This window comes from Nonomuraea sp. NPDC001831 (genome assembly GCF_042892035.1).
Classification (GTDB): domain Bacteria; phylum Actinomycetota; class Actinomycetes; order Streptosporangiales; family Streptosporangiaceae; genus Nonomuraea.
Genome location: NZ_JBIATU010000005.1, coordinates 200916 through 224910 on the forward strand (window position 1 = coordinate 200916; position 23995 = coordinate 224910).

Genomic DNA, 23995 nt, shown 5'->3' on the forward strand with positions numbered 1-23995 from the left:
TCTTCCTTCGTGGCGTTCTTCACTGAGTGCTTCGATGCGTGCTTCGTCTTGTGCGAAAGCCTCGCACGGTGTCATTTCCGTAACGTTTCCGCGAGAGTCTTTCAGATGAAATGCACACCTCCGGACCACTTTCGGATGAACGGCCAGCTCAGCCGTGTTCGTGACACTTATCTATCCGTTGACCACCTGCACCGGATGCCGCACGACCGCGTCGAAGGAGTAGCCGAAGGGGTGCTTGGGCGTGCGCAGCGGCTGGGTGGCGCCGGTCTCGTCGGTGGCCCTGGCCATCAGCACGGCGGGCCCGGTGTGCTTCGGCGCCCACTGGACGTGCCACGGCAACCACGCCCCGACCAGGTGCGGGCCGTGATGCTCGGCCGGCTGCCAGGACTGCCCGCCGTCGAAGCTGACCTCGACCGCGACGATCCGCCCGCGCCCCGACCACGACCGGCCGCGCAGCACGTGCGGCCCCGGACGGCCGCGCCAGGCGTGCGGGCCGCGGATCGGCAGCCGGGCGTCCCAGGGCAGCTCGAAGGCGCTCTTCACGGGCTGCGCCGCGACGTCCCGGTAGAAGACGGTGTTCCACGGCGTGAACAGCCTGCTGGTCGAGACCTCGATGTCGCCCAGCCACTTGATGGAGGCGATCCCCACCCATCCCGGCACCACCAGCCGCACCGGGAACCCGTGGTCGGGCGGCAGCGGCCGGCCGTTCATCTCGTACGCCACGAGCACGTCGCGCACCGCCTTGGCGACGGGCAGCGGGCGGCGCACGTGGCCGTGGTACTCGAAGGGCGCGTCGAGGCCGGTGGGCAGCACGTCCACGGCCTCGGGACGCAGGCCGGCCTCGGCGAGCAGGTGGCGCAGCGGCACGCCGCGCCACCTCGCCACCCCGACGGCCCCCAGGCCCCACTGGGTGCCGGGCGCGGGGTCGCCCTGCTGGGTGCCGTAGAAGGCGCGGCCGTTGCCGGCGCACTCGATGGCCACGTCGTGGGTGCGCGAGGGCATCGACAGCAGCTCGTCGTAGGTGAAGGCGCGCGGCCCGCGCAGCCCGGCGCCGTGCAGGTGGAGCTGCCAGCCGGCGGCGTCGATCAGCGGGGTGGCGGTGTGGTTCCGGACGAAGAAGCGGTCGTTCGGCGTGTGGTAGCCAACCCCGGACATCGCCTCCCACCGCATCTCCGCGTTCCCGTCGTGCACCCGGAACAGGTGGTCGGGCAGCGGCTTGACGATCGTCGCCGCGACTTGCTTCATGGGAGCCACCTCTCGCAAGACGTATTTCCTACCTGGAAACCATTTAATCTCCTCGCGCTGTCTCCGCGTGCGCGTGCTTGCCGAATGCTGTCCCGATCCTGGGACCGTTCCAGCCGTACGAAGACCTACCCAGCGGCACGGGTGCGGCAACCGTGCCTTTCGGGGTGGTTCGTCAGCGCGTCCGGACGAGGGCGGAGAACGGCTCGCCGGCGTTGAGCCTGGTCACCAGGCCGAGCAGCGCGGCGCGGCCGCCGTTCTCGCCCAGCCAGCGGCTCACCCGGCAGGCCGACCTGGCGTACGTGGCGGGGTCCGCGCTCGCCGCGCGCAGCCACTCCTCCAGCGTCACCGGCAGCGGCCCGGACGGCGCCACCAGGCAGCGGTCCGGCGCGGGATCCGACGCGGACTCCGACGCGGACTCCGGCGCCAGGTAGCGGGGGTCGCCGGAGACCACCACCGCCAGCCCCTCGTCGAACCACTGGGGCACCTCGGCGGAGGAGGAGAGCCTGGCGTGCAACTCGACATGGGACATCTCGTGGGAGGCGATCACCGGGTCGAGGCCGCGCGGCGAGAGCATGACCGACCGGTTGAGCACCGCGACGCCGCGCTCCTGGCCGCCGCCGATGCGCCGGTAGCACGCCTCGGTCAGGCAGACCAGCAGGTCGGGGGAGCTGCGGCGGTCGCCGTAGAAGGCGGTGACCCGGCGGGCGGCCTGGTCGGCCACCTCGCCGGCTCGTGCGCGCTGGGCGGGGGTCAGGCCGTCCTCGACGTGCACCCCCGGGCTCAGCTCGGTCAGGCCGTAGCAGCCGGGGCAGGTGGTGGCGGCCAGCGAGGGGTAGGCCAGGGCGACCCCGCCGACAGCGGCGAACACCAGCCCGACCAGCACGCCGACGACAACCTTCCACACCCACCGTCTCCGACGCCCCGTCCTGAGGCGCGGCGCGGACGCCCCGGCAGGACCGCCCGGCACCCCGACGGCGGGACCGCTGCTGGAACCAGCCGCGGTGGGATCGTTGCTGGAGTCAGCGGCGGCGGCGGGACCTTTGCTGGAGTCAGCGGCGGCGGCGGGATCCTTGCTGGAATCAGGCGCGGCGGCGGGAGGGGCGGCTGGATTGCTGGGTGTCCCGGCGGCGGAGTCGACGGGCCTGGGCACAGAGGCCGGGTCCGGGGCTGCGGGGCGCGGGGGCTGGTTGTCCTCCATCGCCGTCCAAGCTAGCGAAGCAGAAGGATCTACGCGCGCACCCGCCAACGGCCGGGCGCTGTCCCGCCACCAGCCGGACCCCGTCCCCTTCCACCGGACGGGTGCTGCGCAGGCTGCCGGCCTGGCTTCCTGGCGCACCGGCCGCAGGAGGACTCCTGCGCGCGTCATCTGCTGAGACGACCGTGCGCGCGCCATCTGTCGGCGGGGCCACGTGCACACTTCCTGAGGAACCCTGCATACGCCGCACGCCGGAGGGGCCTTGCGCACGCCGTCCGTGGGGAGCTGGGCGCATGCTACCGGAGGGTAGGCGCTGAGATGAGCCAGCCCCTGTGCGTGACGTGGTGTGAAATCGGCGTATGGATCTCTTCCCGCGCTCTCCCAGGCCATTTACCCAACCGCCCGAACTACGGCCGCCTCGGTCGATGTGGTGGTGGGCCTTACCGGCTGCCCTCCTGATCGGAGCGGCGGCCTGGGGCACCGCCGCCTGGCTGCTCCAGGACCTGGGCAAGCTGCCACCGGGCGAGCAGATTTCGGCTCGGATCGAGGCGTTTCGTACTGCGCTGGCGGCCGCCGCCGGTATGGGCGCCGCGGTGACGCTGCTGCTGGCCGTACGACGACAGCGCCATCAGGAGCTGACGGCAGCGCATACTGCGCACGATGCCGCCGAACGGCGGGTGACCGAGCTGTACACCAAGGCCGTCGAGCAGCTCGGCAACGAGCAGGCGCCTGTCCGTCTGGGCGGTCTGCATGCTCTGGAACGCCTGGCCCAAGACGCCCCGGCGTTGCGCCAGACGGTCGTAGACGTGATCTGCGCGTATCTACGCATGCCATACACGCCTCCCGCCGACGGAACCCCTCCTGCGGAGCCCGCCAGTACCTCCGCGTCCGCCAGAAGGGACCCGCACGAAGAACGGCAGGTCCGTCTCACCGCCCAGCGCATTCTGGCCGAACACATGCGCTACCACCGCCCCGCCTCACATCGCTGGTGGCAATCCCGCCCCGCTGACCCCAGTTTCCGCCACTGGCCCGATATGCACCTCGATCTCGTCGGCGCCACTCTCATCGACTTCAACATCGGCAGCGGCAGCGTAGGCAGTGCCTGGTTCGATGACGCCACCTTCATCGGTGCCGCCGTGTTCAACCAGGTGACCTTTATCCGCGACGCTGGATTCGGCAAGGCGCACTTCACCGACGACGCCTCGTTCTATAAGGCGACCTTCACCCGCAGGGCCTTCTTCGGCAAGGCGACCTTTTCCGGCGAAGCCGCGTTCTCAAGGGCCACCTTTCACGGACCCGCTGGGTTCGAGAACGCTGCCTTTGCCGGTACTTCCTCGTTCAGTCGTGTCACCTTCACCAATGCTGCGCTGTTCGCAGGAGCGACGGGGCTGGAGAGAGCCGAACTGGACCGTGTTCGGCTGGCGCCGGTTGCTGACGCCCTACCACGGGTGTGGCCATTGGCCTGGCATGTCGAGGAAACCGCAGACGGATGGCAGACGCTGCAACTTGCCTCAGGCCCGGAGGATGGGCAGTTGTCGAAAGACGGTGGTCCCGGCTCTGATCGCGATGATACCCAAGGCGGCCCGTAACTCCTGGCGCTGATCGGCATCGACGATTCGGAAGCCGGGCGCCATCACCACGCGTGAGATGCGGCCAGATTAATGTTGCAGAGTCCCGGCCAGGTGCGTTGCAGGTCACATGCTTCCGGCAGCGGCCTTCCCCGCTTCCGGAAGCACCCTCGCCAGCACCCAAACCGCGCCCTGAACAGGCCGGTAGCAGGTAGCAGCCGGGCGGTGGACAACCCGGAACCGGCTTTGCTGCTCCCTCCGTCAGAGGCGTACTTCCACAACTGACGGAGCGACGTTATCGGCGGCGGCGAGGCAGCAGGTGAGCCTCCAGGGCGCAGCTGAAAGCTCGCTGCGCTAACGGGCTCCCGTGGCGTCCACCAGGTCGTCGATGACGTTGTGTCCGCCTCTGTGGCTTGGAAGGGCCATGGACGGCGGCCAGCGCAGCAACCAGGAGCTGACCAAGGCGAACCGAGATCTCGACAAGGATTTGGCCGTCGTCCGGGCCCAGGTGTCGCTCTGCAGGAGGCCAAGAGCGCCGCCGAGACCGCCGCGGCCCAAGCCCGTGCCGAGTCGACCGCCTGCGCGCCGAGTTGGACCAGGCGCAACAGCGTCACGCTGAGGAGACGCCACGGCAACGCGAGGACCTGGCCGCCGCAGCGCGGCGCCTGGAGGAGACGCGCGGCCGGCTGGCCGATGCGCAGTCTGCGTCCCAAGCCGCCATGGCGCGGGCGGAGGTCGCCGAGACCCGGGCCGTCGCACTGGAGGAGGCGCGAACGGCCGCACAGGCCTCGGCACGTGAGGCCGTCCAGCGCTTGTCGCGTGCGCCGGACTGTCAGTACACGGACCTACGCTCTTCCCCATGCCGATCTCCGCCATCCCCGCGTCCCTGTCCTATGCCGATGCCGATGCCCGCCTGGGCGGCGCATTGTCCACTGTGTTCGAGGGGGCGGGAGCGTCGCCCGGTTACCGTGAGGTGCTGTTCTTCGACGGCGACCTCACCCTCGACGGGGATTTCCTGGATGCCGTCAAGCAACTGCGCGGCGGCGACGTCGAGCTGATCGTGGTCACCGGCGACCTGAAGGTCAACGGCCCGATCGCGCTCTACGAGGACCGGCCCGGGCTGTACGTCGGCGGTCACACCGAGGCGGAGACCCTGGAGGGCGGCGAAGCGGAGATCTACATCCACGACGGCGCCTTCACCCACCTGGTCTACGGCTGGTACAACCACGGCTCTCTGCGGACCGGGACCGTTGACGCCCCTTGGGTGATCGACTACGACCACGCCATGGACGTGTACGCCCCCGGCGGGCGCTGGGTGAACAATTACGACGACGATGACGACGACGCCGAATTCGCCGTCGGGGACAGCATCGTCGAGGCGTTCGTGCCCGAGGTCGTCGACGCGGAGGGCCGCTGCCTGGACGTCGACGAATTTTTGGAGCGGCTCCGGGCCGGGCTGCCGGTCCTGCGGCCCGGAGCCCGGCTGGTGGCCGAGCCGGCGAGTGACGGCGTCGTCCGGGCGCGCCTGACCGACTGAAGCCATCCAGGGGAGGGGCTGCACACACCGTCTGCGGGGTGGGGTCGTGCGCGCGCTGCCTGTGGGTGGGGGCCGTGGGAGGGGCCTGTGTGCGCGTCGGGAGGCACCCGGGTGCGCCGTCCGCGGGTGGGGCCGTGCTGCCTGCGGGGTTCATGTGCACGCAGGCCGGGCGGGCGTCAGAAGGGTCTGGGGGCGTCGCCCGCGCGGCGGAGTCGTGCGCGTGTTGTCCGTCGGAGGGGGCGGTGCGTGGCGCTCGGCCGGGCGGCGGGTGTGTGCGCCGGCCCGCTTTCAAGGAGCGGAGCTGCGCCCAGGTTGCGGCAAATGTCCGGGTTTGGGTGTTAAGTGCAGATTTGGGAGCAGTAAGTCTGTCGATGCCCGCTCCTGGAGAAGGGCCGCGACCATCTGCGGCGGATGCCCCCGTCGAGGCTCGGGTGCGGCCCGCGCTGGGTGCGGGCCGCACCCGACCGGCACCTCTGGCGGGCCGCGTACCAACGCGGGCAGCACCCGCCCCCTGAAGCCTGATGCGGGGCCGCGCCCGACCCCCGCACCGCTGACGTGGGGCCGCGCCCGCCTCCCGCCCCGGCTCGGGACGGGGGAGGGTCAGCGGCCGAGGAAGGCCAGGAGGCGGTCGAGGGGCCAGGTGTTGATGACGTCGTCGCCCGTCAGCCAGGCCCGCTGCGCGATCCCGACCCCGAACCGCTGGTGGGCCAGGTGGGGGATCGCGTGCGAGTCGCTGTCGATGGAGAACTTCACCCCGTGGTGCTTGGCCAGCCGCACCAGGTCGGCCGGCAGGTCGGAGCGGTCGGGGTAGGAGTCGATCTCCATCGCGGTGCCCGTACGGGCGGCCGCCCGGAAGACGGCGTCCCAGTCGGCGTCGACCGGCGGCCGCTTGCCGATCTTCCGCGTGGTCGGATGGCCGATGATGTCCACATACGGGTTCTCGCAGGCGGTGATGAACCGGCGGGTCATCTCCTCCCGCGACATGCCGAAGTGCGAGTGGACGGAGGCCACGCACACGTCGAACTCACGCAGCACCTCACCCGGCCAGTCGACCGACCCGTCGGGCGCGATGTTGAGCTCCGACCCGTGCAGGATGCGCATGTGCGGATACTTCTTCTGCAGCTCGGCCACCCGCCCGCGCTGCTCCAGCGCCTTGTCCAGGGTCATGCGCTGCATGGCCAGGTCGGGCGCGTGGTCGGTGACCGCGTAGTAGGAGTAGCCGCGCGCGGCGCCGGCGGCCACCATGTCCTCCAGGGACGCGATGCCGTCGGTGAGGTCGGTGTGGGTGTGCAGGTCGCCCTTGAGGTCGGCCAGCTCCACCGGCACCGGCAGCTCGCCGCGCAGCGCCGCCTTGACCTCGCCGCCGTCCTCCCGCATGGGCGGCGGCACGAACTGCATGCCGAGCGCCTCGTAGATGTCCTCCTCGGACTCGGCGGCGATCACCCGCTCGCCCTCGAACAGCCCGTACTCCGACAGCTTCCAGCCCTTCTTCACCGCCATCTCCCTGATGGCCACGTTGTGCTCCTTGGAGCCGGTGAAGTACTGCATCGCCGCGCCCCACGACCCGGCCGGGATCAGGCGCAGGTCGACCTGGACGCCGGAGGTCGTGCGGATCGAGGTCTTCTTCTCGCCCGCGGCGATCACGTCGGCGACGTAGGGCTGCGCGCGGAAGTCGGCCATGATCGACTCGGGCGCCACCGCCAGGATGTCGATGTCGCCGATCGTGTCCTTCATCCGCCGCAGCGACCCCGCGTACGCGACCCGCTCGGTCTCGAGCGAGCCGATGACCTGCTCGGCCAGGGCCATCGCGACGCCGATGTGCACCCGGCGGCCCGCCTGCTCAAGCTGCTCGATGCCCTTGAGCAGGTTGGCCAGGGTCTTGGGGCCGAGGCCCTTGACGCCGTCGAGCCGGCCGGAGGTGATGGCCTCGCTCAGCGCCACCGTGGAGTCGATGCCGTAGTCCTCGAACAGCATGATGGCCGTCTTGGGGCCGAGCGTGGGCACCCGGGTGAGCCGCCGCACGCCCTCGGGCACGCGGCCCCGCAGGTCGTCGAGCTGCCGGAAGCTGCCGCGCTGGAGGAACTCCTCCATCTTCTTGGCGATGGCCTCCCCGACGCCGGGGACGCCGCGCACGTCGACCTCCGAGATGTCCTCGGGGAACCCGGCGATCGCCTTGGCCGCCTTCTGGTAGCTCCGCACCCGGAAGGCGTCGCCGCCGCTCAGCGCGAACAGCTCCGCGTATTCCTGCAGCGCCGCCGCCGCCTCCTCATTAGCCCGCATGCCCCTACCTTAGGATCTCCGGCCGACAATCCCGGTGCTCAGAACTTGACCTCCCGCGGCCGGTACGGCTCGGCCAGGAACGCCAGCTCCTTGTCCGACAGCTCCACCCCGACGGCCGCCACGGCGTCGTCCACGTGGCCGTCCTTGGTGGCCCCGACGATCGGCGCGGTGACGCCCGGCTGGTGCAGCAGCCAGGCCAGGGCGATCTGGGCCGGCGGCAGCTCCCGCTCGGCGGCGAGCTGGGCGACCCGGTCGAGGATGCGCCGGTCGTTGTCGGGGTCGTACAGGAAGTCGATGCGCGCGTCGGAGCCGGTCCTGGCGGTCGCGGAGGCCGCCGGGCCGGCCGCGCCCGCCCTGGCCAGCACGCCGCGCGCGAGCGGGCTCCACGGGATCACGCCCACGCCCTGGTCGGCGCAGAGGGGCAGCATCTCGCGCTCCTCCTCGCGGTAGAGCAGGTTGTAGTGGTTCTGCATCGAGACGAACCGCGTCCAGCCGTTGGCCTCGGCGACGTGCTGGGCCTTGGCGAACTGCCAGGCCCACATCGTGGACGCGCCGATGTAGCGGGCCCGCCCCGACCTGACCACCTCGTGCAGCGCCTCCATGGTCTCCTCGATGGGCGTCTCGTCGTCCCACCGGTGGATCTGGTACAGGTCCACGTAGTCGGTGCCGAGCCGGGCGAGCGAGGCGTCGACGGCCGCGAGGATGTGCTTGCGCGACAGCCCGCCGTCGTTGGCGCCCCGGCCCATCGGGAAGTAGACCTTGGTGGCCAGCACGTAGTCCTCGCGGCGGGGGAAGATCCGGCGCAGCACGGCCCCGGTGACGACCTCGCTCTGGCCGCGGCTGTAGATGTCGGCGGTGTCGAAGAACGTCACGCCCGCGTCGGCGGCCCGCCGGATGATCGGTTCGGCCTGTTCCTCCGGCAATGCCCATTCCTGCCGGGCCGGATCGCCGTAGCTCATCATCCCCAAACAGATGCGAGAAACTTTCATACCCGTGGTGCCAAGTCGCATGTAATCCATACCGACACCCTATGACTGATATGAACTGCCTAACCCCTTGTGGGGTGGGAAGTCAGCGTGTCCGGAAGCGGCCTCGGTCTTTACACAAGGTCGCCGTGTCAGGTCGATTAGAGGAACGAGGGAGCGGTGAGCGCACTCGCCACGCGTACTGTCCCGTCACGTCAACCGCATGCGGGGGGTGAGGTGGACGCCACACGCCGTGGCCCGGCGCCCCGATTACGTTCCAGGGCGCACGTCCTGACGTCCCCCGGCTGGGCCGGCGGGCTCGGCCTGGCGGCCGGGGGCGTCGGGCTGGTGATCCCGGTGCAGGCCGGGCTGGCCGGGTCGGGGCTGGTGGTCGAGGGGTCGGTGGCGCTGGCCGTCCTGCTCACGCTGCACGTCAGGTTCGTCCTGGAGGAGCCCGCGCGCCGCGCCGGCTCGTGGTGGCTGGTGGCCGTCCAGGCGTGGCTGACGTACGTGCCGCTCGCGGTGCTCGGGCCGGCCTGGACGCCGGTGTGCGGGCTGCTGGCCGGCGCGCTGCTCGTGGTCGCGTCCCGGATCAGGTCGGTCGTGCTGGTGGCGCTGGCGCTGGCGTGCGGGCCGGTGCTGCTGGCCGCGCCGGGCTCCTGGCGGGTCGAGCCGGTGTGGGCGCTGGTCACCCCCTTGATCGGCGTCGTGGAGTTCGCGCTGCTGAGCCTGCTGGCCCGGGTGCGCCGGCTGTCGGGGGCCCGTACCGACGTCATGCGCCAGGCCGTGACGCTGGAACGCCGCCGCTTCACCCGCGACCTGCACGACCTGGTCGGGCACCGGCTGACCGTCCTGACGCTGAAGGCGCAGCTCATCCAGCGCCTGGTGGCCGAGGGCGACGAGAAGGCCCGGCAGGAGGTGGGCGAGACGCTCGAACTGCTGCGCGACCTGTCGGCCGACGTCCGGGCCGTCGCGCACGGCCGGCTGCGCAGCTCCTCGCTGGCGGCCGAGCTGGGCTCGGCGCGGGCGCTGCTGGAGTCGGCGCGGGTGCGCTGCCAGATCAGGGTGGCCTGCCGTGACCTGCACCCCGACGTGGAGGAGGCTCTCACCCACGTGCTGCGCGAGGGGGTGACGAACGTGCTGCGGCACGCCGAGGCCGGACAGTGCTGGATCCAGCTCATGGAACGCGACAATGTGGTCCGCCTGACCATCAGGAACGACGGCGTACGCCCGCCGCGCCGGCCGGGAGACGCCGGTCAGGGCCTGCTCAACCTGGCCGAACGCGTCTCGGCGCTGGGCGGCTGGCTGGAGGCGTCCACGTCGCGCAGCGGGGAATTCTCGTTCAGCGTTTATGCCCCGCGCAAATAATTACCATTTGTGAAAAACGCATCAATGCACATTTCATAGCCATATATGGCGCATGTTGCGTGTTACTAGTCCGACCCGGCGCGGGTGCGGCAAGCTTCAAGCACACCGCCTCGGAGGGCCGCGCCAAATGGACAAGTACGAGCTCTACTGCCTTGTGGACCAGTGTTTCTACGACACTCCCGACCACAGCACGGCGGCGGACGTCGACTTCGCCCACCTGCGCCGGCCCGTCCCCGACGGCTGGGCCCACGACCTCAGCGACACCTGGGCGTACTACATGCCCACCGGCGAGGCGCCCCTGCCGGCCCAGGGCTGGAAGATCCACGTGTCGGCCCGCGTCGAGGACGCCGAGAAGGTCGTCGACACCGTGTGGGACTACTGCGTGCCCCGCGGGGTCGCCTTCAAGTTCCTGCGCGGCCCGGCGGTGCTGGTCATGGTCAACTCCAAGGCCGCCTCCCGGGCCTCCAGCGGCAAGCTGGTCACCATCTACCCCCGGGACGAGGGGCAGCTCGAACTCGTGCTCAAGGAGCTCGACGAGCTGCTGCGCGGCGTCGAGGGGCCGTACATCCTGAGCGACCTGCGCTACGGCGACGGGCCGATGTTCGTCCGGTACGGCGGGTTCGCCGAGCGGCACTGCCTGTCCCCGTCCGGGGAGCGGGTGCTGGCCCTGGAGGACGGCGACGGCAAGCTGATCCCCGACGTGCGCGGCGCGACGTTCTCGGTGCCGCCCTGGACGACGCTGCCCGAGTTCCTCGAACCCCACCTGGCCGCGCGCAACGCGGTGACCATGGAAGGGCTGCCGTACCGGATCGAGAGCGTGCTGCACTTCTCCAACGGCGGCGGCGTCTACCTGGCCCGCGACACCCGCACCGACGAGCGGGTGGTGCTCAAGGAGGGCAGGCCGCACGCCGGCCTCGACGTGGCCGGCCGGGACGCGGTCGCCAGGCTCGAGCACGAGCGCGACATGCTGCGCCGCCTGGCCGGCCTGCCCGCCGCCCCCGAGCTGCGCGACTACTTCACCATCGGCGGCCACCACTTCCTCGTCCAGGAGTTCGTGGACGGCACCCCGCTCCAGCGGCGGCTGGTGCGCCGCTTCCCGCTGACCCGGGCCACCTGCGACGCGCAGGACCTCGCCGACTACACCGCCTGGGCCACCACGACCCTGGAGAGCGTCGAGGAGGCCGTCGAGTCGCTGCACGGACGCGGTGTCGTCTTCGGCGACCTGCACCCCGACAACATCCTGCTCACCGAGGACGGCCGGGTCGTGCTCATCGACTACGAGGTCGCCACCCTCGCCGCGGACCGGGCCAGGGCCGCGCTGGCGCATCCCGCCTTCGCCGCCCCCCGCGACCGCCACGGCGTCGAGGTCGACCGGTACGCGCTGGCCTGCCTGCGCTTCGCCCTGTTCGCCCCGCAGTGCACGATCATGCTGCCGATCCACCGGCCGAAGATCGTCCAGCTCGCGCGGATCGTCAAGGAGACCTTCCCCGTCCCCGGTGCCTTCATGGACACCGCCGCCGCGACCATCGCGGGTGACCAGGCCGTGGAGACCCCCGTGCCGATGCCGGGGACGGCCACCTGGGCCGAGCTGCGGGAGGCGATGTGCCGGGCCATCCGGGCCAGCGCGACCCCCGAGCGCGACGACCGCCTCTTCCCCGGCGACGTCGCCCAGTTCAAGCCCGGCGGCGGCCTCAACGTGGCGACCGGCGCGGCCGGCGTGCTGCTCGCCCTGTCGGCCACCGGCCTCGGGCCCTTCCCCGAGTACGAGACCTGGCTGCGCGAGCGCGCCCTGCGCCCCGCCGCCGGCTCCGGCATCGGCCTGTACGACGGCCTGCACGGCATCGCCCACGTCCTCGACCGGCTCGGACACCGCCAGGACGCGCTCGACGTCGTCGACATCGCCCTGCGCGAGCAGTGGGACCGCCTGGAGACGGCCCTGTTCTCCGGCCTGCCCGGCATCGGGCTGAACCTCCTGCGCCTCGGCCGGACCGAGCCCGCCCTGACCGGGCACGCCATGCGCGCGGTGGACATCTGCGCCGACCGCCTCGGCGGCCCCGAGGACGTGCCCGAGATCAGCGGCGGCGACAATCCCAGAGCCGGCCTCATGTACGGCTCGTCCGGCTCCGCCCTGCTCTTCCTGCACGCCTACGAGCACACCGGCGACCGGGCGCTGCTCGACCTGGCCGAGATCGCGCTCAGGCAGGACCTGCGGCGCTGCCGGGCCTCGGAGGACGGCTCGCTCCAGGTGAACCAGGGCTGGCGGATGCTGCCCTACCTGGACGAGGGCTCCGTGGGCATCGCCATGGTGCTCGGACGTTTTCTCGCGCACCGCGACGACGACGAACTCGCCGCCGAGCTCGACCGGCTCAAGCTGGTCGCCCGCTCCGGGTTCTTCGTCCAGCCGGGGCTGTTCACCGGCCGCGCGGGCATCATCGCGGCACTCGCCGGAGATCCGGTGGCCCGCGAGCTGATCAAGGGGTTGACCTGGCACGCCATGCCCTACGGCGGCGGCCTGGCCTTCCCCGGCGACGGGCTGTTGCGCCTGTCCATGGATTTCGCGACCGGTACGGCCGGCGTGCTGTTCGCCCTCGGGGCGGTGCTGGGAGACCAGCCGGCACGCCTGCCGTTCCTGGAGGCCGCACCAGAGCGGCCTGCGCACGATCAACCGCGGAAGGAGGTGTAAAGAACATGGTTCTTCTCGACCTGCAGGGTCTGGAGGCTCCCGCGGCCAGCGACGTGGCCAGCGGCGGCAGCTCGCTCACTGCTCTCACGTGTCACTCGGGTCACCCGAGCAACCTCAGTGTCGCTCTGTGCCACTGATAGCTGACAGGGTCCCCGCGCCGTTTCGTGGTGGCGCGGGGACCTCCCGAGTCCGAAGGAGGCCGGCAGGTGGGACCGGGAGACCGCCTGGTGACGGACGCCGTACGGCGCTGCGGCCCGTGGCCCGCCGTGCTGGCGCTCACCGCGGTCGCCGGCGCGGCCGGTGAGCTGGCCGTCCCGTTCCTCGTCGGCCGCACGCTCGACCTGCTCCTCGCCCGCTCGCCGGCGGCCGCCGCCGCCCTGGCGCTGTGCGCGGGCGTGGTCGCCGTGGTGGTGCTCTGCGAGAGCCTCGGCGCCTGGGCCAGAGGGGCGAGCAGCGCGTACGCGGCCGCCCGGCTGCGGCTCGGCGTGCTGCGGCACGTGCTCGGCGTCGGCCGGGCCGCCACCCGACGCTTCCCCGAGGGCGACCTCGTCACCCGGGCCGGGCTGAACGCCGAGGAGGCCGGACGGGCCCCCGAGACGGTCACCGGCGCCCTGGCCCTCCTGGTGCCGACCGCCGGCGCGCTGGTCGCGCTCACCCTCATCCATCCGCTGCTGACCCTCACGCTCGGGGCCGGCATCGTCCTCATCGTGTTCGTCCTGCGCGCCTTCCTGCGCGCCACGACCGTCATCTCCGGCGGCTACCAGGAGGTCCAGGGCGAGATCGCGGCCCGCCTCGTGGACGCCCTCGACGGCGCCCGCACCATCGCCGCCGCCGGGACCGCCGGCCAGGAGGCCCGGCGGGTGCTGGCGCCCCTGCCCCGGCTGCGCGCGCACGGCATGGCCCTGTGGCGGGCGAACGCCTCCGCCGGGGTCCGGTCGGGGCTGATGATCCCGCTGCTGGAGGTCGCCGTGCTGGCCGCCGGGGGGTTCATGCTGGCCGCCGGGCGGCTCACCGTCGGCGACCTGTACGCCGCCGCCCGCTACGCCGCCCTCGGCGCCGCGCTCAGCACCTCGCTCGGTTACGTCGGCGGCCTGGCCAGGGCACGGGCCGCCGCCGCCCGCGTCGCCGACGTCCTGACCCTGCCCCCGGTCCGCCACGGCGCCCGCGCGCTGCCGCCCGGCCCCGGCACGGTCGAGTTCCGCGACGTCGCCGCCGACGGGCTCACCGTGGGCGACCTGACGATCCCCGGCGGCACCGTCACCGCCGTGGTGGGACGGTCGGGCTCGGGCAAGTCCCTGCTGGCCGCGCTCGCCGGCCGCCTGACCGACCCGGAACGCGGGGACGTGCTGCTCGACGGCGTCCCGTTACGGGAGCTGACCCGCGACGGCCTGCGCTCGGCCATCGGCTACGCCTTCGAGCGGCCGGTCCTGGTCGGCGAGACCGTCGGCGAGGCGATCAGCGCCGCCCCCGGCTCCCAGGCGGGACGGGAGGCTGCCATGGCGGCGCGCGCCGACGGGTTCGTCCGCCGGCTGCCCGCCGGTTACGACACGCCGCTGGCCGAGACGCCCATGTCCGGCGGCGAGCGGCAGCGGCTCGGCCTGGCCAGGGCGTTCGCGCGGGGGGATCGGCTGCTGGTGCTCGACGACGCCACCTCCAGCCTGGACACCGTCACCGAACGCGAGGTCAGCCGGGCGCTCACCGGCGACCCCAGGGGCCGCACCCGCCTGATCACCGCCCACCGCCTGGCCACCGCCGCCCGCGCCGACCAGGTCGTCTGGCTGGAGGAGGGCCGGGTGCGCGCCGCCGGCCCGCACGAGGTCCTGTGGCGCGACCCCGCCTACCGGGCCGTCTTCCAGGAGGCCCGCCCATGACCCCCGCGCGCCCCGCCACCGTCCGGGAGGCCCGCCCATGACCTCCGCCCCTGGCGTCCCCGCGGCCTCCGGCGTCCCCGCGGCTTCCGGTGCCTCCGGCGTCCCCGCGGTCCCCGACGCGCCGGCCGGGTTCCGGCGGGCGCTCCTCCGCGACCCGCGGCGGCTGGTCGCCATCCTGCTCTGGTCGGTGCTGGAGGCCGCGCCCGCCTTCCTCGTCGGGCACGCCGTCGCCCGCGCCATCGAGGACGGCTTCGCCCGCGCCCGGCCGCTGACCGGGCTGGCCTGGCTGGCGGCGCTCGGCCTGGCGTGGCTGGTCTCGGCCGTCGGCGCCCGCCAGGTGGTGCTGGCCGTGGCCGCCGTGGCCGAGCCGTTCCGCGACGACCTCCTGACGCGGGTGGTGCAGGGAGCGCTGCGCCGCCCGCTCGACGAGCGGCCCGACAGCGCGGCCACCGCGCGGGCCGGGCTCCAGGTCGAGCTGGCCAGGGACGCCTTCGCCGCCGTCGTCACCACGGTCAGGGGGTTCGCGTTCACGCTGGTCAGCGTGGTGCTGGGGCTGCTGACGCTGGCGCCGGGCACGCTCGTGCTGGTGCTGCCGCCGTTCGCGGCCGGGCTGGCGTTCTTCCTGGCCTCGCTGCCCGCGCTGGCCCGGCGGCAGCGCGCGTTCCTGCTGGCCGACGAGGAGCTGGCCCGGTCGATGACCGCGACGGCCGCCGGGCTGCGCGACATCGAGGCGTGCGGCCTGCAGGACCGCGAGGACGAGCGGCTGTCCCGCCAGGTCGGCGCGCAGCGCGACGCCGCCCGCGCCCTGGCCAGGGTGACCTCGGTGCGCACCGCCGCGCTGGCCGTCGGCGGCTGGCTGCCCGTCGTCCTGCTGCTCGCCGGCACACCCTGGCTGCTCGACGGCGGCGCCCGGCCCGGCGTGATCGTCGGCGCGCTGGCCTACGTGACCCAGTCGCTGGCCCCCGCGCTCGGCGGGCTCGTCCAGGGGCTCGGGGTGAGCGGCGTGCGGCTCGTGGCCACGCTGCGCCGCATCGCCGCCGCCGCGCCGCCCCAGCCGCCGGCCCCGCCGAAGCTCCGTCCGTCCGGCGGCGACGTCACGCTGCGGTCGGTCACCTTCGCCTACGGCCCGCACTCCGCGCCGGTCCTGGACCGCCTCGACCTCACCGTCCCCGAGGGCGAGCACCTGGCCGTCGTCGGCCCGAGCGGCGCGGGCAAGTCCACGCTCGCCGCCCTGATCAGCGGCATCCTGCGCCCCGGCGAGGGCGAGGTGCTGGTCGGCGGCGTGCCCGCCGACCGGGCCGACCCCGCCGCCCGCGTGCTCATCCCCCAGGAGGCGTACGTCTTCCGCGGCACGCTGCGCGACAACCTCGCCTACCTCGCGCCCGGGTCCGGCCGCCTGGACGAGGCCGTGGCCGCCCTGGGCGCCACGGGCCTGGTCGAGAGCCTGGGCGGGTACGACGCCACGCTGGACCCGGCGGCGCTGTCGGCCGGGCAGCGCCAGCTGATCGCCCTCGTCCGCGCCCACCTGACCCAGGCCCCGCTGATCGTCCTGGACGAGGCCACCTGTCACCTGGACCCCGCCGCCGAAGCCCTGGCCGAGAACGCCTTCGCGGCCAGGGGCGGCACGCTCATCGTGGTCGCGCACCGCCTCACCTCCGCGCTGCGCGCCCGCCGCGTCCTGCTCATGGACGGACCCCGGATCACGATCGGCACGCACGACGAGCTGATCCGGGTCTCGCCCCTGTACGCCGACCTGGCCGGCCACTGGCAACCGGAGCCCGTGTCATGACATTTGCAGACCAGTACCCGCCCGCCGAACGTCAACCGGTCACCGACCGCCTCCACGGGCGGGACGTCCCCGACCCGTACCGCTGGCTGGAGGACCCCCTCGACCCGCGGACCGGGGAATGGCTGGCCGCCCAGGACCGGCTGTGGCGGGAGGCCGCCGCGCGTCTGCCGGACCGCGAGCGTTTCCTGGCCAGGCTCACCGAGCTGAGCGTCACCGGCCTGGTCACCCCGCCCGTGTGGCGCGGCGGCCGGCGCTTCCACCTGCGGCAGACCGGCTGCCAGGAGCACCCGGTCCTGTACTGCGACGACCGGCCCTTCCTGAACCCGGCCGAGCGCGACCCCAGCGGCCTGACCACCCTGGACGACTGGCAACCCGACCCGCAGGGCCGCCTGATCGCCTACCAGATCTCCAGCAGCGGCGACGAGAAGGCCGACCTGTACGTCGAGGAGGTCGACACCGGCAAGCTCGTGGACGGCCCCATCGGCGGCTGCCGCTACTCGCCGGTCGCCTGGCTGCCCGGCGGCGAGGGCTTCTACTACGTGCGCTTCCACGAGGGCGTGCACCTGCACCGGCTCGGCGTCCCCGACGACGTGCCGGTCCTGATCGGCGGGCCGGTCTCCTACGGCGTGCAGCTCAGCGCGGACGGCCGCTGGCTGACGATCTCCGCGGGCGGCACGGCCGGCAACTCGCTCTGGCTGGCGGACCTGGCCGGCGGCGACCCGGCCCGGCCGGAGCTGCGGGTCGTCCAGGAGGGGGCGCACGTGCGCACGGCGGGCGCGGTGGCCTCCGACGGCCGCCTGTACCTGCTCACCGACCGCAACGCCCCCCGGCGCCGGCTGTGCGTGGCCGACCCGGCCGAGCCCGAGGTGTGGCGCGAGCTGGTCCCCGAGGACCCCCGGGCGGTGCTCGGCGCGTTCACCCTGCTGGACGGCGACCGCCTGCTGGTCTCCAGGACCCGCCACGCGGTCGGCGAGATCGCCGTGCACGACGCCAGGACGGGCGAGCGGCTGGGCGAGGTGCCCCTGCCCGGCAGCGGCTCGATCGCCTCGCTCAGCTCCCGGCCCGAGGGCGGCCACGAGGCCTGGTTCACCTACACCGACGCCGTCACCCCCGCCGAGATCTGGCGCTACGACGCCCGGACCGGCGCCGCCACCCTGTGGGCCGCCCCGCCCGGCCGCGTCGCGCTGCCCGACGTGAAGAGCCACCACGTCGAGTACACCTCGGCCGACGGCACCCCCGTGCGCATGGTCGTGGTCGCGCTCTCCGCCGGCTCGGGCCCCCGCCCGGCGATACTCAACGGGTACGGCGGCTTCGGCATCCCGCTCATGCCCGGCTACGCGGCCGACTCGCTGGCCTGGGTGGAGTCGGGCGGCGTGCTGGCCATCGCGAACCTGCGCGGCGGCGGCGAGGAGGGCGAGTCCTGGCACCGCGACGGCATGCTGGAACGCAAGCAGAACGTCTTCGACGACTTCGTCGCCGCGGCCGAGAAACTGGTCGCCGACGGCTGGACGACCCCGGAGCAGCTCGGCATCTGGGGCGAGTCGAACGGCGGCCTGCTCGTCGGCGCGGCCCTCACCCAGCGCCCCGACCTGTTCGCCGCCGCCGTCTGCTCGGCGGGGCTGCTGGACATGGCCCGCTACCACCTCAGCGGCCTCGGCCCGTCCTGGACCGGCGAGTACGGCGACCCCGCCGACCCCGACCACCTGGCCTGGCTGATGGCCTACTCGCCCTACCACCACGTCCGGCCGGACGCCGACTACCCGGCGACGCTGTTCACCGTCTCGGCCGCTGACACCCGGGTGGACCCGATGCACGCCCGCAAGATGTGCGCGGCCATGCAGTGGGCCCAGGGGAGCAGGGGGGCCGGTTCCCGTCCCGTCCTGCTGCGCCACGAGCGCGACGTCGGCCACGGGGCCCGCGCCGTCAGCCGGTCCATCGCGCTCGCCGCCGACGTCCTGGCCTTCCTGGCCGCCCACACCCGCGCCTGAGCCGGGCGGGGGCGGCGGAGGGAGGTCAGATCCAGCCGGACTCGCGGGCGATGCGGATGGCGTCGATGCGGCTGCGCGCGCCCAGCTTGGCCGTCGTCCGGCACAGGTAGTTCCGGACCGTTCCCTCGGCCAGGAACAGCGACGCGGCGATCTCGCCGATGGAGGCGCCGTCGGCCGCCGCGCCGATCACGTCCAGCTCGCGGGGGGTGAGCGGCGGCTCCGGCGGGCGCATGGCCGCGATGGCCAGCTCCGAGTCGATGACCCGCTCGCCGTCGGCGACCCGGCGGATGGCGTCGGCCAGCCGCTCGGGCGGCGCGTCCTTGGCCATGAATCCCCGTACGTGCACCTCCAGCGCCTGCTTCAGCAGCCCGGGGGTGCCGACGCCGGTCAGGATCAGCACGCCGCAGCCGGGCAGCTTCTCGTGCAGCTCGCCGGCCGCGGCGAGCCCGTCCATGCCGGGCAGGGCGATGTCGAGCACCGCCACGTCCGGACGGCACGACTGGGCGGCGGCCAGGATGCGGTCGCCCCGCTCGACTTCGGCGACGACCTCGATGTCCTCCTCGTAGGCCAGCAGGGCCACGAGCGCCCCTCGTACCAGGTTCATGTCCTCAGCGAGCAACGTTCGAATCACCATGGGGTCCTTGCGGTCGACCAGGCTTGCAACGTCCTGCGGGCCACTCAATCCTGACGTAAAGCCCGCACTGTGGAAAGTCCTCCTAAGTGACGGTAAAGCCGCCGCCGACAAGTGGACGCTCATTTGGGGAATGCTCAAGGTCATGAAGCCTCGAGTGAAGCCCCTGCCTCCTGCGGAATGGGACGACTTTCAGCAGGCGAACCCCCAGAACGTCTTCACGACGCTGGGCCGGCACCCCGCGCTCTACCAGGGCTGGCTGCGCTTCGGCGGCGCGCTGCTCAACGGCACGCTGCCGGCCCGCGACCGCGAGCTGGCCATCCTGCGCACCGCCTTCCACAGCGGCAGCGCCTACGAATGGGCCCATCACGCCCGCATCGCCCGCGAGGTGGGCCTGACCGACGTGGAGATCGAGTCGGTCCGCCAGCTCGACGCCCTCTGGCCCGTCGAGGACCGCCTGGTGTTACAGGTGGCCGACGACCTCCACTACGCGGGCGACCTCACCGACGCCACCTGGGCCGCCCTGTGCGACCGCTACGACGAGGTGCGCAGGATCGAGCTGGTCGTCCTGGTCGCGCACTACGCCATGCTGGCGCTGGTGCTCAGGGCGTTCCGCGTGCAGCTGGAGGAGTGAGCCCCCCTCACTCATCTGTACGCGGCCCTCACGCGCCCGCCCGGGGGAGGATCATCGTCACGCCCGGGACCGAGCCGATCGAGGCCAGCGCCTTGCCCGCGTCGGCCAGGCCGATCGTCCGGGTGACGAGCTGGTCGGGGTGCAGGATCCCGGCCCTGATCAGCTCCAGCATGGGCGGGTAGGCGTGCGCGGCCATGCCGTGGCTGCCCAGCAGCCGCAGCTCGTGGCCGATCACGCGGTCCATCGGCACCGGCGTCGCGCCGCCCGGCAGCAGGCCGACCTGGACGTGCCGCCCCCGCCTGCGCAGGCTCTCGACCGAGGCCGCGCACGTGCGGGGGCTGCCCAGCGCGTCGAGCGAGACGTGCGCGCCGCCCCTGGTCAGCTCCCTGACCTGGGCCGCCGCGTCGCCGGCCGAGCCGTCGACGAAGTGCGTGGCGCCGGCCAGCTCGGCCAGCTCCAGCGCGTCGGCGCTGATGTCCACGGCCACCACCCGCGCCCCGGACGCCGCCGCGATCATCACCGCCGACAGCCCGACCCCGCCGCAGCCGTGCACCGCCACCCACTCTCCAGGACGCACCTCGCCCACCTGGACGACCGCCCGGAAAGCGGTGGCGAAGCGGCAGCCCAGCCCGGCGGCGGTGGCGTAGGCCATCTCCTCGGGGATCGGGACGAGGTTCACGTCGGCGTGGTCGACGGCGACGTACTCGGCGAAGGAGCCCCAGTGGGTGAAGCCCGGCTGGGTCTGCCGCTCGCACACCTGCTGCTCGCCCGTGGCGCAGGCCGCGCAGGTGCCGCAGGCGCAGATGAACGGCACGGTGACCCGCGCCCCCGGCAGCCAGCCCCGCACGTCGGGGCCCACGGCCTCGATCACGCCCGCCAGCTCGTGGCCGGGCACGTGGGGGAGGACCTTGATGTCGGGGTCGTGCCCCTGCCAGCCATGCCAGTCGGAGCGGCACAGCCCGGTCGCCTCGACCCGGATCACCGCCCCGCCGGGCGCGGGGGTGGGATCGGGCAGCTCACGCAGGTCGAGGTCCCCGCCGAAGACGTCAAAGGCAACCGCTCGCATCTCATGAGCTTAGAGTGAGTCGCCGCAGGTCGCGCAAGGCCCGGTGGGAGAGCGAGCCGGGTTCGGTGGTGTAGAGCACCAGCCGCAGGTCGTCGCGGTCGGGCACCGGGAGCACCTGGCAGATGGCGTCGATCGTGCCGACGGCCGGATGGGTGACCTGTTTGCGCTGCTCCCTGCGCACCTCCACCTCGTGCCTGGCCCACAGCTCGGCGAACTCCGGGCTCAGCGCCAGCATCTCGGCCACCAGCGCCCGCAGCGCCCGGTCGTCGGGGTAGCGGCCGGCGGCCACGCGCAGGTCGGCGACCGAGGCGCGGGCGAAGCGGCCCTTCTCCTCGTCCGACAGGTGCTCGGCGATGCCGGGCGACATGAACACCCAGCGGATCACGTTGCGCTCGCCGGGCGGCAGGGAGTCCAGGTCGCCCATGAGCATGCCGGCGAGGGGGTTCCAGGCGCGCAGGTCGTAGCGGGCGTCCAGGACGTAGGCGGGGACGTCCTCCAGGAAGGCGAGCAGGTGCAGGATGCCGGCGGGCACGTCCTGCCTGATCCGGGGCGTCTCCAGCACCTGGCCGGCCAGCCGGAACAGGTGGGCGCGCTCGTCCTGGTCCAGCATGAGCGCCCGGCCGAGCGCGCCGAGCACCTGCCGCGACGGGTGCGGGCCCCGGCCCTGCTCCAGCCGGATGTAGTAGTCGATCGACATCCCGGCGAGCTGGGCCACCTCCTGACGGCGCAGGCCGGGCGTGCGCCGGCGCCCGCCGCCGGGCAGGCCCACGTCGGACGGGGTCACGCGGGCGCGCCTGCTGCGCAGGAAGCCGGCCAGTTCGTCGCGGTTCATGCCTCCATCCTCCGTCCTGAGGCCAGGTGAGCGGGCGCGCGAAGGTGGTACCGCTGATCCCAGCTTCCGCGGGTCTCTCCCGTCGCCGCTGCGGCCTGGGAGAACGTTGGGCCATGACGACGACTGCCCTGATCACGGGCGCCAACAAGGGGATCGGTCACGAGATCGCGCGGCTGCTTTCGGAGGGGGGATCACCGCGATCGTGGGGGCCCGCGACGAGGAGCGCGGGCGGGCCGCCGCCGGGCGGCTGGGCCTGCCGTACGTGCGGATCGACGTGACCGACGAGGCGAGCGTGGCCGCCGCCGCCAAGTGGATCGAGGCCGAGTACGGCTCGCTCGACATCCTGGTCAACAACGCGGGCGTCGCCGGCGGGCTGGACGGGAGCGTCCCGAGCGCCCTCACCGCGCAGGAGTTCAGGGACGTCTACGAGACGAACGTGTTCGGCGTGGTCACCGTGACCAACGCCATGCTGCCGCTGCTGCGCAGGTCTCCGGCGGGCCGGATCGTGAACATGTCCAGCGAGCTGGGCTCGATCAGCCTGGCGGGCACGCCGGACAGCCCGTTCTGGGACCTCAACTTCGCCGCCTACAACTCCTCCAAGACCGCGCTCAACATGATCACCGTCTGCTACGCCAAGGAGCTGATGGGCACCTCGGTCAAGGTGAACGCCGCCAACCCGGGCTACTGCGCCACCGACCTCAACGCCCACACCGGCTTCCGCACCGCCGAGCAGGGCGCGGCCATCGCCGTCCGGCTGGCGACCCTGGACGCCGACGGCCCGACCGGCGCCTACCTGGAGGACGCGGGATCGATCGGCTGGTGAGGTGTGGACACTTGCGTACTGGACAGAAGGGGGCGATGGGACGAGATCTGGACAAAGAGCGGTTCTCCGAGGCGGAGTACGCGCGCTTCGGAGAACGCATCCGGGAGCAGCTCGGCACTCTTCGCGAGCTGCTCGAAACCCCTGGCTTCGGCGAGGGGCCGGCCACCATCGGGGCCGAACTGGAGCTGTTCCTCATTGACGAGCAAGGACGGCCGCTGCCGCGCAACGACGAGGTGCGGGACAGGCTCGACGACCCGCGCGTCGTGCTCGAACTGGGCCGCTTCAACATCGAGGTCAACCTCACCCCGATGCCGCTGGCCGGGTCGCCCTTCGAGCGCATGGGGGCCGAGATTCAGGAGACGGTGACCAAGGTGGACGCCGCCGTCGAGGGCGGCGGCGCCCTGCCGATCGGCATCCTGCCCACGCTGGCCGCCGAGGACTTCACCATCGGCGCGATGAGCGACCAGAACCGCTACCGGGCCATGAGCAGGGGCATCAGGCGGCTGCGGCTGGAACCGTTCCTCGTCAAGATCGAGGACCTGGAGCTGTCGGTGGAGGACGTGATCCTGGAGAGCGCCAACACCTCCTGGCAGGTGCACATCCGCACGCCGCCCGACCGCTTCGCCCGGCTGTTCAACGCCGCCCAGCTCGCCATCGGGCCGGTGCTGGCCGCGTGCGGCAACTCGCCGTTCTTCCTGGGCAGGCAGTTGTGGGCGGAGACGCGGATCGCGCTGATGGAGGAGGCGGCCGACGACCGTGACGTGGAGCGGCGCGGGCGCAGGGACGGGCGGGTCACGTTCGGCTCGGACTGGGTGCGGGAGGGCGCGCACGAGCTGTTCGAGCGGTACGTCCAGGACTACGAGCCGATCGTGCCCGACCTGTCCGACGACGCCGAGCCGCACGAGGTGCCGGAGCTGCGGCTGCACCAGGGCACGATCTGGCAGTGGAACCGGCCCGTCTACGACCCGGCCGACGGCGGCCACCTGCGGGTCGAGATGCGCGCGCTGCCCGCCGGGCCCTCGTGCGCGGACATGACCGCGAACACGGCGTTCCTGCTGGGGCTGACGTTGTCGCAGGCCGAGCGGGACCTGACCGGCTACCGGTTCGCCGAGGCGTACCAGAACTTCTACCGCGCCGCCCAGGACGGGCTGGAGGCCAAGCTGACCTGGCCGGGCCTGGACGGCGAGTTCGAGGCCGCCGACCTGGTGCTCAGGCTGCTGCCCGAGGCGCGGGCCGCGCTGCTGGCGGCCGGGGTGACCCCGCACGACGCCGACACCGCCCTGGACGTCATCGCCCAGCGCACCCGGCTGCGGCGCACCGGCGCGGTCTGGCAGCGCGAGGCGCTGGCGCGCTTCGGCGGCGACCGGGAACGGCTCGTGCGGCGTTACCGCGAGCTGGCCCTGTCGGGCCTGCCGGTGCACCTGTGGGACTGAACCGGGACTGAACTAGGGACTGAACTAGGGACTGAACTAGGGACTGAACTAGGGACTGAACGCCAACAAATGCCGCCGCGCGTCCGT

At 72.8% G+C, this 23995-nt stretch carries 18 protein-coding genes; 11 read left to right on the top strand and 7 right to left on the bottom strand.

Annotated features, from left to right (window positions below; translation table 11 throughout):
• Positions 1–171 precede the first annotated feature (171 nt).
• Together ACFYYW_RS18825 and ACFYYW_RS18830 are read right to left on the bottom strand one after the other, a co-directional pair.
• On the bottom strand, positions 172–1245 hold the full coding sequence (locus tag ACFYYW_RS18825) for a sulfite oxidase (RefSeq protein ID WP_387650216.1): 1074 nt from the start codon (positions 1243–1245) through the stop codon (positions 172–174).
• Between the two features lie 172 nt (positions 1246–1417).
• Positions 1418–2149, bottom strand: a complete 732-nt coding sequence (locus tag ACFYYW_RS18830; protein ID WP_387650217.1) for a hypothetical protein — start codon at positions 2147–2149, stop codon at positions 1418–1420.
• A 650-nt stretch (positions 2150–2799) separates the two neighbouring features.
• Between ACFYYW_RS18830 and ACFYYW_RS18835 the strand changes: the two genes are divergently transcribed.
• Both ACFYYW_RS18835 and ACFYYW_RS18840 read left to right on the top strand, forming a co-directional pair.
• Positions 2800–4029 carry a pentapeptide repeat-containing protein gene (locus ACFYYW_RS18835; RefSeq protein WP_387650218.1) on the top strand — a complete coding sequence of 410 codons (1230 nt, stop codon included), beginning with the start codon at positions 2800–2802 and terminating at the stop codon, positions 4027–4029.
• Positions 4030–4867: 838 nt separating this feature from the next.
• The gene (locus tag ACFYYW_RS18840) at positions 4868–5545 is read left to right on the top strand and encodes a hypothetical protein (protein WP_387650219.1); all 678 of its coding nucleotides are present in this window, start codon (positions 4868–4870) and stop codon (positions 5543–5545) included.
• 600 nt (positions 5546–6145) lie between these two features.
• Here ACFYYW_RS18840 and polX read toward each other — a convergent pair.
• The gene (gene polX, locus ACFYYW_RS18845) at positions 6146–7825 is read right to left on the bottom strand and encodes a DNA polymerase/3'-5' exonuclease PolX (RefSeq protein WP_387650220.1); all 1680 of its coding nucleotides are present in this window, start codon (positions 7823–7825) and stop codon (positions 6146–6148) included.
• 38 nt (positions 7826–7863) lie between these two features.
• Positions 7864–8844 (bottom strand): aldo/keto reductase, encoded by a 981-nt coding sequence (locus ACFYYW_RS18850; protein WP_387650221.1) that lies wholly within the window; start codon positions 8842–8844, stop codon positions 7864–7866.
• A 183-nt stretch (positions 8845–9027) separates the two neighbouring features.
• On the opposite strand from ACFYYW_RS18850, the gene ACFYYW_RS18855 reads away from it, so the two are divergent.
• The 6 genes from ACFYYW_RS18855 (at position 9028) to ACFYYW_RS18880 (ending at position 18489) form a co-directional block, all read left to right on the top strand.
• Positions 9028–10158 (top strand): sensor histidine kinase, encoded by a 1131-nt coding sequence (locus ACFYYW_RS18855; protein ID WP_387650223.1) that lies wholly within the window; start codon positions 9028–9030, stop codon positions 10156–10158.
• 127 nt (positions 10159–10285) lie between these two features.
• A complete protein-coding gene (lanKC, locus tag ACFYYW_RS18860) occupies positions 10286–12841 on the top strand; it encodes a class III lanthionine synthetase LanKC (RefSeq protein WP_387650224.1) in 2556 nt (851 codons plus the stop codon).
• Between the two features lie 5 nt (positions 12842–12846).
• Positions 12847–12978: a SapB/AmfS family lanthipeptide gene (locus ACFYYW_RS18865; protein ID WP_352327332.1), complete on the top strand. Its 132-nt coding sequence runs from the start codon at positions 12847–12849 to the stop codon at positions 12976–12978.
• 69 nt (positions 12979–13047) lie between these two features.
• Entirely contained in the window at positions 13048–14712 is a 1665-nt protein-coding gene (locus ACFYYW_RS18870; RefSeq protein WP_387650226.1) for an ABC transporter ATP-binding protein, read from the top strand.
• Positions 14713–14749: 37 nt separating this feature from the next.
• A complete protein-coding gene (locus ACFYYW_RS18875) occupies positions 14750–16501 on the top strand; it encodes an ATP-binding cassette domain-containing protein (RefSeq protein WP_387650228.1) in 1752 nt (583 codons plus the stop codon).
• Positions 16498–18489 (top strand): prolyl oligopeptidase family protein, encoded by a 1992-nt coding sequence (locus ACFYYW_RS18880; protein WP_387650230.1) that lies wholly within the window; start codon positions 16498–16500, stop codon positions 18487–18489. Before ACFYYW_RS18875 ends, ACFYYW_RS18880 begins: the two co-directional genes overlap by 4 nt.
• 25 nt (positions 18490–18514) lie before the next feature.
• On the opposite strand, the gene ACFYYW_RS18885 is transcribed toward ACFYYW_RS18880, so the two are convergent.
• On the bottom strand, positions 18515–19123 hold the full coding sequence (locus ACFYYW_RS18885; RefSeq protein WP_352324217.1) for a response regulator transcription factor: 609 nt from the start codon (positions 19121–19123) through the stop codon (positions 18515–18517).
• A gap of 142 nt (positions 19124–19265) precedes the next feature.
• Here ACFYYW_RS18885 and ACFYYW_RS18890 point away from each other — a divergent pair, with 142 nt between their 5' ends.
• Positions 19266–19754 carry a carboxymuconolactone decarboxylase family protein gene (locus tag ACFYYW_RS18890; RefSeq protein ID WP_352324218.1) on the top strand — a complete coding sequence of 163 codons (489 nt, stop codon included), beginning with the start codon at positions 19266–19268 and terminating at the stop codon, positions 19752–19754.
• A 28-nt stretch (positions 19755–19782) separates the two neighbouring features.
• On the opposite strand, the gene ACFYYW_RS18895 is transcribed toward ACFYYW_RS18890, so the two are convergent.
• Together ACFYYW_RS18895 and ACFYYW_RS18900 are read right to left on the bottom strand one after the other, a co-directional pair.
• Positions 19783–20820 carry a zinc-dependent alcohol dehydrogenase family protein gene (locus ACFYYW_RS18895; protein ID WP_387650231.1) on the bottom strand — a complete coding sequence of 346 codons (1038 nt, stop codon included), beginning with the start codon at positions 20818–20820 and terminating at the stop codon, positions 19783–19785.
• Between the two features lies 1 nt (position 20821).
• Complete coding sequence (locus tag ACFYYW_RS18900) at positions 20822–21652, bottom strand: helix-turn-helix transcriptional regulator (protein WP_387650233.1); 831 nt, start codon at positions 21650–21652, stop codon at positions 20822–20824.
• A gap of 202 nt (positions 21653–21854) precedes the next feature.
• Here ACFYYW_RS18900 and ACFYYW_RS18905 point away from each other — a divergent pair, with 202 nt between their 5' ends.
• Complete coding sequence (locus ACFYYW_RS18905; protein WP_387650234.1) at positions 21855–22475, top strand: SDR family NAD(P)-dependent oxidoreductase; 621 nt, start codon at positions 21855–21857, stop codon at positions 22473–22475.
• Positions 22476–22510: 35 nt separating this feature from the next.
• Positions 22511–23908 carry a glutamate--cysteine ligase gene (locus ACFYYW_RS18910; protein WP_387650236.1) on the top strand — a complete coding sequence of 466 codons (1398 nt, stop codon included), beginning with the start codon at positions 22511–22513 and terminating at the stop codon, positions 23906–23908.
• Positions 23909–23995: the final 87 nt, after the last annotated feature.

Bases quoted from the DNA above. Each gene is read 5' to 3' on its own strand.
- ACFYYW_RS18850 (WP_387650221.1), bottom strand. From the start codon at position 8,844: ATGGATTACATGCGACTTGGCACCACGGGTATGAAAGTTTCTCGCATC.
- ACFYYW_RS18910 (WP_387650236.1), top strand. From the start codon at position 22,511: ATGGGACGAGATCTGGACAAAGAGCGGTTCTCCGAGGCGGAGTACGCG.
- ACFYYW_RS18865 (WP_352327332.1), top strand. From the start codon at position 12,847: ATGGTTCTTCTCGACCTGCAGGGTCTGGAGGCTCCCGCGGCCAGCGAC.
- ACFYYW_RS18875 (WP_387650228.1), top strand. From the start codon at position 14,750: ATGACCTCCGCCCCTGGCGTCCCCGCGGCCTCCGGCGTCCCCGCGGCT.
- polX (WP_387650220.1), bottom strand. From the start codon at position 7,825: ATGCGGGCTAATGAGGAGGCGGCGGCGGCGCTGCAGGAATACGCGGAG.
- ACFYYW_RS18825 (WP_387650216.1), bottom strand. From the start codon at position 1,245: ATGAAGCAAGTCGCGGCGACGATCGTCAAGCCGCTGCCCGACCACCTG.
- ACFYYW_RS18895 (WP_387650231.1), bottom strand. From the start codon at position 20,820: ATGCGAGCGGTTGCCTTTGACGTCTTCGGCGGGGACCTCGACCTGCGT.
- ACFYYW_RS18880 (WP_387650230.1), top strand. From the start codon at position 16,498: ATGACATTTGCAGACCAGTACCCGCCCGCCGAACGTCAACCGGTCACC.
- ACFYYW_RS18900 (WP_387650233.1), bottom strand. From the start codon at position 21,652: ATGAACCGCGACGAACTGGCCGGCTTCCTGCGCAGCAGGCGCGCCCGC.
- ACFYYW_RS18890 (WP_352324218.1), top strand. From the start codon at position 19,266: ATGAAGCCTCGAGTGAAGCCCCTGCCTCCTGCGGAATGGGACGACTTT.
- ACFYYW_RS18835 (WP_387650218.1), top strand. From the start codon at position 2,800: ATGGATCTCTTCCCGCGCTCTCCCAGGCCATTTACCCAACCGCCCGAA.
- ACFYYW_RS18840 (WP_387650219.1), top strand. From the start codon at position 4,868: ATGCCGATCTCCGCCATCCCCGCGTCCCTGTCCTATGCCGATGCCGAT.
- lanKC (WP_387650224.1), top strand. From the start codon at position 10,286: ATGGACAAGTACGAGCTCTACTGCCTTGTGGACCAGTGTTTCTACGAC.
- ACFYYW_RS18885 (WP_352324217.1), bottom strand. From the start codon at position 19,123: ATGGTGATTCGAACGTTGCTCGCTGAGGACATGAACCTGGTACGAGGG.